The organism is Limimaricola variabilis (assembly GCF_034371605.1).
Lineage (GTDB): Bacteria > Pseudomonadota > Alphaproteobacteria > Rhodobacterales > Rhodobacteraceae > Limimaricola > Limimaricola variabilis.
This window is the reverse complement of sequence record NZ_CP139691.1, coordinates 2309680-2322837: the sequence shown is the minus strand read 5'-3', so window position 1 is coordinate 2322837 and position 13158 is coordinate 2309680. Positions and strand designations below refer to the sequence as shown.

Genomic DNA, 13158 nt, shown 5'->3' with positions numbered 1-13158 from the left:
CGTAAAGTCATATATACCCACCGCTGGTAGGGCATCCCCCCACCGTCTCCCACAAGATATGGCCCGAATAAGGCATAGAATTGGGCGCACCCGTCCCATTATCGGACCAGTTCGGCTGCCTCCGCGTCGCAAAAGAGCCGCAGTTCGAGCGCTTCCTGAGTCTTGATCGTTGCGCCTGAACTCGGAAAGGGCCCAAATAGTGGCAGGATTGAGGCAAGCCGGCCTGCATGGGCCGCACATCGCCGATGAAGAGCCGCGGATTTCAATCGTGGCCGCTCGGCACAGGAATGGGCAGACTATGGTCACGCGACTGACAGGAGGACTCCTGCGCGCGGCGCTGATGATGTTGCTGATCGCGACACCATCGATGCTGTTGCAGACCGGCGCCTCGGGCACGCCCGAGATCGTCGCGCTGGTCGCGCTCGGCGCCGGCCTGTTCACAGCGGTGGAATATACCTCGGTCTCGCCCAGCCTGGTGGAGTTCCGGGACGCGCCGCCCTTCAACCGCATCCGCTTCGTCACCCTCGGCGCGGCGGTGTTCCTGCTGTCGCTGCTGGCACGCGACGCCAGCGAGCCCGCGACGATCACCGCGCTGGTCGCCGCTCTGACCGCGCCGCTGGGCCACCTGCTCGACATTCCCTATTCGCCGGTGCGGCTGCTGATGCTGACCCTGCCCGACGGCACGCCCGGCGCGCTCGCCGACCAAATCCGGGCCGGCGCGGCGCTGAGCTACCTGCTCTCGCTCGCCTCGATGGCGCTGTTCGCCGGGCTGCTGCGCTTCCGCGGCTGGCCGATGCGCTCGGGCAATTTCAACGTCTGGATCAACCTGCCGACCTTCGACCCGACCTCGGGGCCGGACGTGATCTGGCGGCTGCGCCGCGACGGTCAGGTGAACCTGGTGCTGGGCTTCCTGCTGCCCTTCGTGATCCCGGCGCTGCTCAGCCTCGGCATGCCGATGTTCGGCCAGCTCGACCTGTCCAACCCGCACACGATGATCTGGGCGCTGACCGGCTGGGCCTTCCTGCCCGCCAGCCTGCTGATGCGCGGCGTTGCGCTGCAGCGCGTCGCCGACATGATCGGCGCCCAGCGCGAGCGCGCCTCGGCCCGCGAGGCCGGTCTGATCCCGGCCTGATGCGCGGGGCGCGGCTCGGCGCCCTGCTCTCCACGCTTGCCCTCCCGCTCACGGCCGAACCGATCCGGATCGCCAGCTACGACCCCGAGCTGAGCCGCGACGGCCCCGGCCTGCTCCTGCGCGACCTGCAACGCGGCGAGGATCCGCAGATCGCCGCCATGGCCCGGATCATCGCCCATGCCGCCCCCGACATCCTGCTGCTCACGGGCGTCGACCGCGACGCGCAGGGCGCGACGCTCGACGCGCTCGCGGCCCGGCTGCAGGCGGAAGGCGCTCCCGAGTACTCGTATCGCCTCGCCCCGCCCTCCAATGCGGGGCTGGCCTCCGGGCTCGACCTCGACGGCGATGGCCGCACCGACGGGGCGCGCGATTCCCATGGCTACGGCCGCTTCACCGGCGACGGGGCCATGGCGCTGCTGTCGCGCTTCCCGCTGCGGCTGGAGCGCGACCTGACCGGGCTGCTCTGGCGCGACCTGCCGGGCGCGGAGCAGCCCGCAATCGAGGGCACACCGTTTCCCTCGGCCGAAGCGCAGGCAGCGCGGCGGCTGTCGAGCGCGGGACACTGGGTGGTGCGGGCCGAGACCCCGTCCGGGCCGCTCCGGCTGCTGGCCTTCGCCGCGACCCCGCCCGTCTTCGACGGGCCCGAGGATCTCAACGGGCTGCGCAACCGCGACGAGATCCGGCTGTGGCAGAGCCTCATGGACGGGGAACTCGGCCCCGCCCCCGCGCCGCCCTTCGTCATCCTGGGCCTTGCCAATCTCGACCCTGCCGACGGGGCGGGTCTCCGCGAGGCGATGCGCGCGCTGCTCGACGACCCGCGTCTCGTCGACCCGCTCCCCGGAAGCGAGGGCGGCCGCGCGGCGGCCGATCCCGCCCATGCGGGCGACCCCTCTCACGACACGGCCGACTGGGATGCCCCGCCGGACGGCCCCGGCAACCTGCGGGTCGATTACGTCCTGCCCTCGCGCGACGGGCTGGCCGTCATCGATGCTGGCGTGGTCTGGCCCGCCACCGGCCCGCTGGCCGAGGCCGCGGCGCGCGCCTCGGCGCATCGGCTGGTCTGGGTCGATCTCGAACTGGAGTGAGCGCGTGCGGCCGGGCGCGAACTTGACCCGAGGGCGACCACGGGCTACCGCATCGCCATTCCATTCGTTTCAACCCGGAGCGCCAAAGTGTCCAATCCTTCCCTTCTGATCCTCGCCGGCGACGGCATCGGTCCCGAAGTCATGAACGAGGTGAAGAAGATCATCGGCTGGTACGGCGAGAAGCGCGATCTCGCCTTCGACGTCGAGGAGGACCTCGTCGGCGGCGCGGCCTATGACGCGCATGGCACCCCGCTCACCGATGCCACCATGGAGCGTGCCCAGAACGCCGACGCCGTGCTGCTCGGCGCCGTGGGCGGCCCGAAATACGACACGCTCGACTTCTCCGTGAAGCCCGAGCGCGGCCTGCTGCGCCTGCGCAAGGAAATGGACCTGTTCTCGAACCTGCGCCCGGCGCAGTGCTTCGATGCGCTGGCCGATTTCTCCTCGCTCAAGCGCGACGTGGTTGCCGGCCTCGACATCATGATCGTGCGCGAGCTGACCTCGGGCGTCTATTTCGGCGAGCCGCGCGGCATCCACAAGGAAGGCAACGAGCGCGTCGGCATCAACACCCAGCGCTACACCGAGAGCGAGATCGCCCGCGTCGCGCGCTCCGCCTTCGAGCTGGCCCGCCGCCGGAACAACAAGGTCTGCTCGATGGAGAAGGCCAACGTCATGGAATCGGGCGTGCTCTGGCGCCAGGTGGTGACCGAGATCCACGAGGCCGAGTACCCGGATGTGGAACTGAGCCACATGTATGCCGATGCCGGCGCCATGCAGCTCTGCCGCTGGCCCAAGCAGTTCGACGTGATCGTCACCGACAACCTGTTCGGCGACCTGCTCTCGGACGCCGCGGCGATGCTGACCGGTAGCCTGGGCATGCTGCCCTCCGCGTCCCTGGGTGCGCCGATGGCCAATGGCCGCCCCAAGGCGCTCTACGAGCCGGTGCACGGCTCGGCTCCCGACATCGCGGGTCAGGGCAAGGCCAACCCGATCGCCTGCATCCTGTCGTTCGCCATGGCGCTGCGCTACAGCTTCGACAATGGCGACGAGGCGACCCGCCTCGAGCAGGCCGTCGAGAAGGTGCTGGCCGATGGCAAGCGCACCGCCGACCTGCTCGGCCCCGAGGGCGGCACGCCGATCTCCACGGCCGAGATGGGCGACGCCATCATCGCCGCGCTCGACGCCTCGATCTGACACTGGACATGCGGGCGGGGAAACCTGCCCGCATCCACCCTCCCCGGCTTGCATCGCGCGTGGGGCTCGGACAATGGTGGCGCTATCATCGCCATTTCGACCGGGAGAACGCGCATGGGTGACAATGCGAGAGGCGCGCTGCTGGCGCTTGCTTCCTTCGGCGTCTTTGCCACGCATGACGTGGTCATCAAGGTGCTGGGCAGCGGCTACTCGCCGGTGCAGCTGATCTTCTTCTCGGTAACGCTCGCCTTCCCTCTGGCGCTGGTGATGATCATCGGCGATCCCGAACCCGGCACCCTGCGTCCGCGCCACCCCTGGTGGGTCGCGCTGCGGACCGCCGCCGGTTTCCTGACCGCGACATCCGCCTTCTACGCCTTCTCGCAGCTGCCATTGGCGCAGGTCTACGCGCTGATCTTCGCGACGCCGCTGCTGATCACCGTGCTGGCCATCCCCGTGCTGGGTGAAACCGTCGGCATCCACCGCTGGGCGGCGGTCCTGGTGGGTCTCGCGGGGGTGCTGGTGGTGCTCAGGCCCGGCCAGACCGAGCTGTCGCTGGGCCATCTCGCGGCGCTCGGCGTGGCGATCGGCGGCTCCACCGCGTCGATCGTGGTGCGCAAGATCGGCCATGACGAGCGCCCCGTCGTGCTGCTGCTCTACCCGATGATCGCAAACTTCGTGCTGATGGGCGCGGCGCTGGCCTTCGTCTACAAGCCGATGCCGATCTCGGATTTCGGGCTGATGGCGCTGATCGCCGTGTTGGGCTGGATCGGCGGGCGGATCATGGTCGCGGCCTATTCCACCGGCGAAGCGGTCGTGGTCGCGCCGATGCAGTACAGCCAGATCATCTGGGCCACCGCCTATGGCGCGCTGTTCTTCGACGAGCTGCCCGACGGGGCGACCATCCTCGGCACCGGAATCATCATCGCCTCCGGCATCTACATCGTGCTGCGCGAGGGCCGCGGCGGCAGGTCGGCGCACCGCCCCGTCTCGCAGACCCGGCTGCGCTGGGAGACCGGCAGCGCGCCGCGCGCCAGCGTGCTCAAGCGGTTCCTGCGGCCCGGACGGTTCCGCCAGGAATGATCGCCAGCCCCTCTTGCAAAGCGGCAAACAAGGCGTTAGGTCGGCGCCACGGTCGGAGTGTAGCGCAGCCTGGTAGCGCACCTGCTTCGGGAGCAGGGGGTCGGAGGTTCGAATCCTCTCACTCCGACCAGTTTTTCCCCACATGACAGCTTCGATGCGCAGCCGGGCGCTTTCCCTTCCGTCGCGAAACGTGTAGGGACCGCTCGAACTTTCAGGAGGCTCCAGAACATGGGCTACAAGGTCGTCGTCGTCGGCGCCACGGGCAACGTGGGTCGCGAAATGCTCAACATCCTGGACGAGCGCGCGTTTCCGATCGAGGAAATCGCCGTTCTCGCCAGCCGCCGCTCGCTCGGCACCGAGGTGAGCTTTGGCGACCGAACTTTGAAAACCCAGGACCTCGCCGCCTTCGACTTCACCGGCTGGGACATCGCGCTCTTCGCCGTGGGCTCCGAGGCCACCAAGGAATACGCCCCCAAGGCCGCCTCGCAGGGCTGCGTGGTGATCGACAACTCCTCGCTCTACCGGATGGACCCCGACGTCCCGCTGGTGGTGCCCGAGGTCAACGCCGACGCCGTGCTGGGCTACACCAAGAAGAACATCATCGCGAACCCGAACTGCTCGACCGCGCAGATGGTGGTGGCGCTCAAGCCGCTGCATGACCGCGCGAAGATCAAGCGGGTCGTCGTCTCGACCTACCAGTCGGTCTCCGGCACCGGCAAGGACGCGATCGACGAGCTGTGGAACCAGACCAAGGGCATGTACGTGCCCGGCCAGGAGGTCGCGCCTTCGGTCTATCCGCGCCAGATCGCCTTCAACGTGATCCCGCATATCGACGTCTTCATGGAAGACGGCGGGACCAAGGAAGAGTGGAAGATGATGGTCGAGACCAAGAAGATCCTCGACCCGTCGATCAAGCTCACCGCGACCTGCGTGCGGGTGCCGGTCTTCGTCGGTCACTCCGAGGCGATCAACATCGAGTTCGAGGAATTCCTCGACGAGGACGAGGCCCGCGACATCCTGCGCGAGGCGCCGGGCGTCATGGTGATCGACAAGCGCGAGCCCGGTGGCTACGTGACCCCGGTCGAATGCGTGGGCGACTTCGCCACCTTCATCAGCCGGATCCGCCAGGACTCGACCATCGAGAACGGCCTGAACCTGTGGTGCGTCTCCGACAACCTGCGCAAGGGCGCGGCGCTCAACGCGGTGCAGATCGCCGAAGTGCTCGGCCAGAAGGCCCTCAAGAAGGGGTAAGGCGCGCCCCGATGAGGCTCCGCCGGAGCCTCGTCAGCGCCGAACGGCCCCATGCAGACGCATGGGGCCGCCCATCACACGCACTGAACGGTCAGAGGCGAAACCACGTCGCGGAGGCGTTCTCCTTCCCTTCCGATCTCAACGATCGTGGGAACGGACATAATCCAACGACGAAATGCTGCCGTTGCGTGGGTGGATGGTCAGGGCGACCTCGCTGCCGTTTCGGTCGAAGGCGACGATCCTGCGGGCGTCGGTGTCGACCAGCCGCACATGGCGGTAGCCGTTCTCCTGCAACTGCGAGGCGACTCCCTCCAGATAGCCCGGCACGGCCGCATCCTGCGCCGCCGCGGCCCATGGCTGCACCAGCACGGCGAGCCCGAGGCCCGTCGCGAGAATTGCGATTCTCATAAAATTTCCAATCATCAAGCAAGAGCGCCCCGGCCCTGCACCACGGCATGGGGCACGGTCGTCATGACGCCGTTCATGGACTTCGGATGACGCGCCCCCGAGAGAAGTGACGCAGGGTAACACGCATCGTCATCGTGCCAGTGCGGGCCCTTCGATGCAATCGCACCACGATCCGGTGGCGGTGCGGATCGCCGATGGGACAGGGATGTGCAACGGGCAAGCCGATGCAATCGGACGGCATTTCCCGCGCCCGCAGAGTTCGAAGATCGACGTGTGCACCACTCGCACCGGGCGAAGTTTTCACCCGGTGAATGCAGCGGTGGAGAGACTAATCTACCCGCGGCTGCGAATCGCGCCCGGCTGCGCGCTGCCGACCGCTTCCTGCAGCGCCTCGATGATCATCCCCATGTCGCAGGGCTTCTCCAGCACCGGCGCGCCGATATTGGAGATGGTCTCGCCCAGCCGCTGCAGATCGCCCGAATGCAGGACGAAGGGCACGCCGCGCGCCCGCAGCGCCTCGACGATCGGCAGGCAGGTTTCCGAGCGGCCGAGGGTCACGTCGAGCAGCGCCACGTCGAGATCCTGCTCCAGCCGCTGCATCCCCTGGCGCAGGTTGCGGCCATAGACCACCTCGGCCCCCGCCTCCTCCAGCGTCTCGTTGATGTCCATGGCGATCAGCACCTCGTCCTCGACCACCAGGACGGTCAGGCCTGCGAGCGGGCGGTGGCCGGACCCCGGCCTGTTGATCTCGGTCATGACGTCCCTCACAGGCTGGTCGGAAAACTGATCTCGACCCGCAACCCTTCAGGGCGCCAGTCATGGCTGATCTCGCCGTCGCCCATGGCGAGCATGCGGCGGATGATGGTGGTGCCGACCCCTCGGCGCTCGGGCGGCCCCTCGGGTGCAGGCCCGCCGCTCTCGCGCCAGTCGAGCCGCAATCGCTCCTCGCCCTCGGCATCGGTCTCGCGCGCCCAGGCGAGCCGGACATGGCCCTCCGGCACCGAATAGGCGCCGTGCTTGACCGCGTTGATCGCCAGCTCGTGCAGTGTCAGCGCCAGCACCGAGACGATGTTGCTGTCGAGCGGGACCGCCCCACCCTCCAGCGTCAAACCCGCCTCGCCGCTCGGCGCATAGGGCAGCAGCAGGTCGCGGAACAGCGGGTGGGGATCGGTCGGGCCCTCGGTGAAGGACACCTCCAGCATCGCCTCGTGCGCGCGCCCCAGCGACCGGATCCGGGCATTGATCTTCTCGGCCAGCTCCTCGGCGTCGTCGAGCTTGCCGGTCATGGTGACGACCGACGAGATCACCGCGAACATGTTCTTCATGCGGTGGCTGATCTCGCGCTCCATCATCCGCGCATGTTTCTCGTCGGCACGGGCGGCATGGACGTCGGTCACGTCCCATTGCGACCCGAACAGATACCGCACCGAGCCGTCCTCGTTGTAGATCGGCCCCAGATGCAGCGCGTTCCAGAAGGCCGAGCCGTCCTTGCGGTAGTTGAGCAGCTCGACCACCACCACGTCTTCGTTGGCGATCGCCTGGCGCAGCTTGCGCACCTGCTCGGGATCGGTCCCCGGCCCCTGCAGGAAGCGGCAGTTCCGGCCGATGATCTCCTCTTCCTCATAGCCGGTCAGGTCGCGGAAGGCGCGATTGACGAAGACGAGCGGCTGGTCGGGCAGGTTCGGATCGGCGAGACAGATCGCCATGCGGGTCTGGGCCATCGCCTGCTCGAACAGCACCCCGGACTCGGAGTGGATCGGCATCCGCTGCGCCTGGTTGCGCGCCCGGTCGAATTCCTTGCCGTGCTCGTCCCGCGTGCTGCGATGTGCTTGGTCGCTCATGTCAAACCCATGCGTCTCGCCGGATCGCGGCCCGGCTCGTCATACGAGGGCAGAAGATAAGACAACGCTGGCGGCAGTCCAGCCTCCCCCACGCGGCCGTTACGTCGTGACCCTGGGTCAGCCCTGCTGACGTCGCGACGAATGATCCGACGGTTCCGCGCCGCCCAGCGCCTCGACCATCCGCTCGTAGAAGCGCGCATAGCCCTCGACCCGCTGCCATATCCCGGCGCAGCCATCGGGCAACTGTTCGAGGGTCGCGCCGATCTCGGCCCGGGCCCGCTCGAGGCTCGCGGCCTCGGCCGCCAGCATGCTCTCATAGGGATCGTCGGCGAGGCGAAAGAAGTCCTGCCGCTGGCCGGGCTTGCCGACCCGCTTGATCATGCCCCGATCCTCGAGCAGCCGGGTGGCCGAGCTGACGCTGCCGCGGCTGACGCCGAGCCGGGTGGCGAGATCGGCGAAGGAGACGGTTTCGCCGTCGAAGACCAGCAGCGCGAAGACCCGCCCCGCGATGCGCGGCAGACCCTTGGACTGCGCGATCAGGCCGACCTTCTCGATGAACTCGCTGCGGATCGCCGCGAGATCGTCGCCCGTCTTCGCGGTGTCGGTGTCGCTCATCACGGGCCCTCCTAGGCCTTGAAATTAGTCGCAAGGCCCGCGAGGGTCCATATAGCGCCGGGTGCCGCACATCGTATTTACAGATCGTTCAGTCAATACTGAAATCACTGGACGGATACCTGCCCGCTACCTATATGCGGCCTCGACGCGCGCAAGGGCCGCCCTTCGGCGCGGCTGCAGGAGAGCCTCCATGACCATCGAGACCGAGACCGCCCCCGCGCCGCTGCGCTTCGACGACGATGCCGGCAGCGGGCGGGCGAAATACGTCGCGGGCGGGCTCGTGCTGGCGCTGGTCGGCTGGATGGGCAGCGGCCTCGTGCTGCCGTCGGAACCCGCCCCCGAGGCAGCGGCCCCCGATCCCGTCCCGCGCCGCGTCGCGGTCGAGGTCCAGCCCTCCCGCGCCCGCGCCGTGGCGCAGGTCTTCGCCGCCGAAGGCCAGGCCCTGCCCGAGCGCGACACCCAAGTGCTCGCCGAGACCCGTGGCCAGATCGCCGAGGTGCCTGTGCGACGCGGCGACAGCGTTGTGGCGGGCGACGTCATCGCCCGGTTCGAGACCACCCGCAGCGCGGCCGATCTGACCCGGGCGGAGGAAGAGCGCACACGCGCCGCGCGCGAGCTTGAGAATGCCCGCACCCTGCTCGAGCGGGGCAGCGCCACGCAGGACCGCGTCACCGAGGCCCGCGCCGATCTGGCCGCCGCCGAGGCCGCCCTCGCCGCCGCGCAGGAGGCGATGGACGAAACCGTGGTGCGCGCGCCCTTCGACGGCCGGATCGAGGATCTCGAGGTCGAGGCGGGCGAATTCGTCACCGCCGGCGCCGCGATCGCCCGCGTGGTCGACGCCACCCCGCTCAGGATCGAGATCCAAGTCCCGCAGCAGCAGCTTTCCCAGATCACCTCCGGACTGGAGGCGGAGGTGGTCTTCATCACCGGCGACACCGCCCCCGGCGAGGTCCGCTTCGTCAGCCGCAGCGCCGATCCCCAGACCCGCACCTTCACCGCCGAGATCGAGGTCGCCAACCCCGAGGGCGCGATTCCGGCCGGGGTCAGCGCCCAGGTCCGCATCGCCACCGGCGAACGGACCGGGCATTTCGTCTCGCCGGCGATCCTGTCGCTCGACACCGACGGCACGCTCGGGGTCAAGACGGTGGACGACGCGGCGCGGGTGGTGTTCCAACCCGTCCAGATCATCCGTGCCCAGACCGACGGCGTCTGGCTTGCCGGGCTGCCCGACGAGGCGCGGATCATCACCGTGGGCCAGGGCTTCGTGAATGACGGCGAGCTGGTCGACCCGCGCGACCCGGCCGCCGACACGGACTCGGCCGAGGGCGCCGCCGCCGCGCAGGACGACGCGGCGCCGCGCGTGCTGGTCGAGGCGGCCCGATGAACCGTCTGATCGACGCCGCCTTCGGGCGCACCCGGACGGTGATGCTGGCACTGATCGCGATCCTCGGGGTCGGCGCCGTCTCCTACATGGCGATCCCCAAGGAAAGCTCGCCCGAGATCCCGATCCCGCTGGTCCATGTCTTCACCACGCTCGAGGGCATCGCCCCGCAGGACGCGGAACGGCTGCTGGTCGAGCCGATGGAGACCGAATTTGCGTCGCTCACCGGGCTGCGCAAGATGGAAGGCACGGCGCGCGAGGGCCACGGCGCGGTGATGCTGGAGTTCGAGCCCGGCTTCGACGCCGATCAGGCGCTCGACTCGGTGCGCGAGGCGGCCGATCGCGCCGCGAACGAGCTGCCCGAGGACGCGGCCGAGCCGGTGGTGACCGAGACCAACACCGCGCTGTTTCCGATCCTGACCGCGATCCTGTCGGGCCCGGTGCCCGAGCGCACGCTCAACGGCCTCGCCGAGGATCTGCAGGACCGGATCGAGGGGCTGGGCGGCGTGCTCGAGGTCGACCTCGCCGGCGCCCGCGACGAGCTGCTCGAGGTGCTGATCGACCCCACCGTCTTTGAGACCTACAACATCTCCTTCGAGGAGCTGATCGGCCAGATCAGCCGCAACAATCGGCTGATCGCCGCCGGCGCGATCGAGACCGGCGCCGGGCGCATCGTGCTCAAGGTGCCGGGGCTGATCGAGAACGTCGAGGACGTGATGGCGCTGCCGGTCAAGGTACGCGGCGACACGGTCGTCACCTTCGGCGACGTCGCCACGATCCGCCGCAGCTTTGCCGACCCCTCCGGTTTCGCCCGCATCGACGGCCAGCCGGCGCTGGCGCTCGAGATCAAGAAGCGGATCGGCGCCAACGTCATCGACACGGTCGAGGCGGTCAAGGCGGTGGTGGCCGAGGCCCAGGCCGACTGGCCCGACAGCGTCGACATCAACTACATGCAGGACGAGAGCGAGCAGGTGAAGACCATGCTCTCGGATCTCGAGGCCAACGTCATCGCCGCCGTCATCCTGGTGATGATCGTCATCGTCTGGGCGCTCGGCATCCGCTCCGCGCTGCTGGTCGGGCTGTCGATCCCGGGCGCCTTCCTCGCCGGCGTCGCGATGCTATGGGCGATGGGCTACACAATGAACCTCGTGGTGCTGTTCTCGCTGATCCTGGTGGTCGGCATGCTGGTCGACGGCGCCATCGTCACCACCGAGCTGGCCGACCGGCGGCTGCAGGAGGGGGCGAGCCCGAAGCAGGCCTATGCCGACGCGGCCAAGCGCATGGCTTGGCCAGTGATCGCCTCGACCGCCACCACCCTGTCGGTGTTCTTCCCGCTGCTGTTCTGGAGCGGCACGGTCGGCGAGTTCATGAAGTTCCTGCCGATCACCGTGCTGCTGACGCTGACCGCCTCGCTGTTCATGGCGCTGGTCTTCATCCCGGTGCTGGGCGGGCTGATCGGCCGCAGGCCGCCGCAATCGGCCATCGACAAGGCGGTGCTGCATGCCGCCGAGCGCGGCGACCCGCGCCGCCTGCCGGGCTTCACCGGTGCCTATGTGCGGCTCTTGGAGAGAGCGATCCTGCGCCCCGGCGCGACCCTGCTCTTCGCCGTGGCCTTCCTGCTCGCCGCCTTCGGCACCTATGGCCAGCTGGGCAACGGCGTCAGCTTCTTCCCCTCGGTCGAGCCGGATTTCATGCAGGTGCAGCTGCGCGCCCGCGACAACTTCTCGGTCTTCGAGCGCGACGCGCTGGTGCGCCGGGTCGAGGAGCGGCTGCTCGACGATCCCGAGATCGCCTCGGTCTATGCCCGCTCGAGCTCGGCCTCGGGCCTGGGCGACGAAGAGGTGATCGGCACGATCCAACTCGAGCTGACCGAATGGGACAGCCGCCGCACCGCCGAGACGATCGGCGCCGAAATCCGCGAGGAGATGGCCGATATCGCCGGGATCGAGGTGCAGGTGCAGACCGCCTCGAACGGCCCCTCCGCCGGCAAGCCGGTGCGGCTCGAACTGCGCGGCTCCGACCCGGAGGCGCAGACCGCGGCGGTGGCCACGATCCGCGAGGAGATGGAGCGGCTCGGCGGCTTCACCGATGTCACCGACACCCGCCCCCTGCCCGGCGTCGAATGGAGCATCCGCGTCAATCGCTCGGAAGCGGCCCGCTTCGGCGCCGACGTCTCGCTCCTCGGCCAGGCGGTGCAGCTTCTGACCCAGGGCATCACCGTGGCCGACTACCGCCCCGCCGATGCCGAGGGCTCGGTCGACATCCGCGTGCGCTTTCCCTCCGACGCGCGCACGCTCGAGGAGCTGCAGTCGCTGCGCGTGCCGACCAATGCCGGGCTGGTGCCGATCTCGAACTTCGTGACTTTCGAACCCAGCCCGCGCACCGGCATCATCCGCCGCATTGATCAGCGCCGGGTGCTGTCGATCGAGGCCAATGTCGCGCCGGGAGAGCTGGTCGACGAGCGGATCACCGCGCTGCGCGGAGCACTGGCCTCGGCCGAACTGCCCGACAGCGTGGAGTGGTCCTTCGGCGGCGAGGCGCAGGACCAGGCCGAGGCGATGATCTTCCTCCTCGGCGCCTTCGTCTCGGCGATCCTACTGATGTTCACGATCCTGCTGACCCAGTTCAACAGCGTCTGGCAGAGCCTCGTGGTGATGTCGGCGATCGTCTTCTCGGTCGCAGGGGTCCTGTTCGGCCTGATCGTCACCGGCCGCCCCTTTGGCGTCGTGATGGGCGGCATCGGGGTGATCGCGCTGGCGGGCATCGTGGTGAACAACAACATCGTGCTGATCGACACCTTCAACGACCTGCGCCGGTCCGGAATGAGCCCGCGCGAGGCGGCGCTGCGCAGCGGCGCGCAGCGTCTGCGACCGGTGCTGCTTACCTCGGTGACCACGGCGCTGGGGCTGATGCCGATGGTGATCGGCGCGAACCTCAACTTCTTCACCCGCGAGATCGTGCTCGGCGCGCCCTCGACCCAGTGGTGGACCGAGCTGTCGAGCGCGATCGCCGGCGGGCTGATCGTGGCGACGGTGCTGACGCTGGTGGTGACCCCCGCCATGCTGATGCTGGGACAGGGTCGGGCCATCCGCGCGGCCGCCGCACCCCCCGAGCCCGCCTCGGCCTGACCTGCCACAAACGATCCTGCCCCCGGACCGCTCCGGGAAGGAC

11 protein-coding genes and 1 tRNA gene are annotated in these 13158 nt (G+C 68.8%); 8 read left to right on the top strand and 4 right to left on the bottom strand.

Annotated elements, in window-relative coordinates; all coding sequences use genetic code 11:
* The first annotated feature begins 298 nt into the window (after positions 1 to 298).
* The 6 genes from T8T21_RS11525 (at position 299) to T8T21_RS11500 (ending at position 5742) form a co-directional block, all read left to right on the top strand.
* Positions 299 to 1132 (top strand): hypothetical protein, encoded by an 834-nt coding sequence (locus T8T21_RS11525; RefSeq protein WP_322335695.1) that lies wholly within the window; start codon positions 299 to 301, stop codon positions 1130 to 1132.
* The gene (locus T8T21_RS11520; RefSeq protein ID WP_322335694.1) at positions 1132 to 2217 is read left to right on the top strand and encodes an endonuclease/exonuclease/phosphatase family protein; all 1086 of its coding nucleotides are present in this window, start codon (positions 1132 to 1134) and stop codon (positions 2215 to 2217) included. Before T8T21_RS11525 ends, T8T21_RS11520 begins: the two co-directional genes overlap by 1 nt.
* An 87-nt stretch (positions 2218 to 2304) precedes the next feature.
* Complete coding sequence (gene leuB, locus T8T21_RS11515) at positions 2305 to 3411, top strand: 3-isopropylmalate dehydrogenase (protein WP_322335693.1); 1107 nt, start codon at positions 2305 to 2307, stop codon at positions 3409 to 3411.
* Positions 3412 to 3525: 114 nt separating this feature from the next.
* Entirely contained in the window at positions 3526 to 4491 is a 966-nt protein-coding gene (locus T8T21_RS11510; protein ID WP_183470193.1) for a DMT family transporter, read from the top strand.
* A 53-nt stretch (positions 4492 to 4544) separates the two neighbouring features.
* A tRNA-Pro gene (locus tag T8T21_RS11505) sits at positions 4545 to 4621 on the top strand.
* A gap of 98 nt (positions 4622 to 4719) precedes the next feature.
* A complete protein-coding gene (locus tag T8T21_RS11500) occupies positions 4720 to 5742 on the top strand; it encodes an aspartate-semialdehyde dehydrogenase (protein ID WP_085895142.1) in 1023 nt (340 codons plus the stop codon).
* Positions 5743 to 5880: 138 nt separating this feature from the next.
* Here T8T21_RS11500 and T8T21_RS11495 read toward each other — a convergent pair whose 3' ends face one another.
* The 4 genes from T8T21_RS11495 to T8T21_RS11480 form a co-directional block, all read right to left on the bottom strand.
* Positions 5881 to 6150, bottom strand: coding sequence for a hypothetical protein (locus T8T21_RS11495; protein ID WP_183470195.1), 270 nt, complete (start codon positions 6148 to 6150; stop codon positions 5881 to 5883).
* Between the two features lie 333 nt (positions 6151 to 6483).
* A complete protein-coding gene (locus tag T8T21_RS11490; protein WP_322335692.1) occupies positions 6484 to 6906 on the bottom strand; it encodes a response regulator in 423 nt (140 codons plus the stop codon).
* A gap of 8 nt (positions 6907 to 6914) precedes the next feature.
* On the bottom strand, positions 6915 to 7991 hold the full coding sequence (locus tag T8T21_RS11485) for a PAS domain-containing protein (RefSeq protein WP_322335691.1): 1077 nt from the start codon (positions 7989 to 7991) through the stop codon (positions 6915 to 6917).
* Between the two features lie 117 nt (positions 7992 to 8108).
* The gene (locus T8T21_RS11480) at positions 8109 to 8606 is read right to left on the bottom strand and encodes a GbsR/MarR family transcriptional regulator (RefSeq protein WP_322335690.1); all 498 of its coding nucleotides are present in this window, start codon (positions 8604 to 8606) and stop codon (positions 8109 to 8111) included.
* 190 nt (positions 8607 to 8796) lie between these two features.
* Between T8T21_RS11480 and T8T21_RS11475 the strand changes: the two genes are divergently transcribed.
* Positions 8797 to 9990 (top strand): efflux RND transporter periplasmic adaptor subunit, encoded by a 1194-nt coding sequence (locus tag T8T21_RS11475; protein WP_322335689.1) that lies wholly within the window; start codon positions 8797 to 8799, stop codon positions 9988 to 9990.
* Positions 9987 to 13115 (top strand): efflux RND transporter permease subunit, encoded by a 3129-nt coding sequence (locus T8T21_RS11470; protein ID WP_322335688.1) that lies wholly within the window; start codon positions 9987 to 9989, stop codon positions 13113 to 13115. Before T8T21_RS11475 ends, T8T21_RS11470 begins: the two co-directional genes overlap by 4 nt.
* Positions 13116 to 13158 lie beyond the last annotated feature (43 nt).

Excerpts from the sequence above, each read along its gene's own strand:
- T8T21_RS11525 (WP_322335695.1), top strand. The coding sequence starts at position 299 with ATGGTCACGCGACTGACAGGAGGACTCCTGCGCGCGGCGCTGATGATG.
- T8T21_RS11520 (WP_322335694.1), top strand. The coding sequence starts at position 1,132 with ATGCGCGGGGCGCGGCTCGGCGCCCTGCTCTCCACGCTTGCCCTCCCG.
- T8T21_RS11510 (WP_183470193.1), top strand. The coding sequence starts at position 3,526 with ATGGGTGACAATGCGAGAGGCGCGCTGCTGGCGCTTGCTTCCTTCGGC.
- T8T21_RS11500 (WP_085895142.1), top strand. The coding sequence starts at position 4,720 with ATGGGCTACAAGGTCGTCGTCGTCGGCGCCACGGGCAACGTGGGTCGC.
- T8T21_RS11495 (WP_183470195.1), bottom strand. The coding sequence starts at position 6,150 with ATGAGAATCGCAATTCTCGCGACGGGCCTCGGGCTCGCCGTGCTGGTG.
- T8T21_RS11490 (WP_322335692.1), bottom strand. The coding sequence starts at position 6,906 with ATGACCGAGATCAACAGGCCGGGGTCCGGCCACCGCCCGCTCGCAGGC.
- T8T21_RS11485 (WP_322335691.1), bottom strand. The coding sequence starts at position 7,991 with ATGAGCGACCAAGCACATCGCAGCACGCGGGACGAGCACGGCAAGGAA.
- T8T21_RS11480 (WP_322335690.1), bottom strand. The coding sequence starts at position 8,606 with ATGAGCGACACCGACACCGCGAAGACGGGCGACGATCTCGCGGCGATC.
- T8T21_RS11475 (WP_322335689.1), top strand. The coding sequence starts at position 8,797 with ATGACCATCGAGACCGAGACCGCCCCCGCGCCGCTGCGCTTCGACGAC.
- T8T21_RS11470 (WP_322335688.1), top strand. The coding sequence starts at position 9,987 with ATGAACCGTCTGATCGACGCCGCCTTCGGGCGCACCCGGACGGTGATG.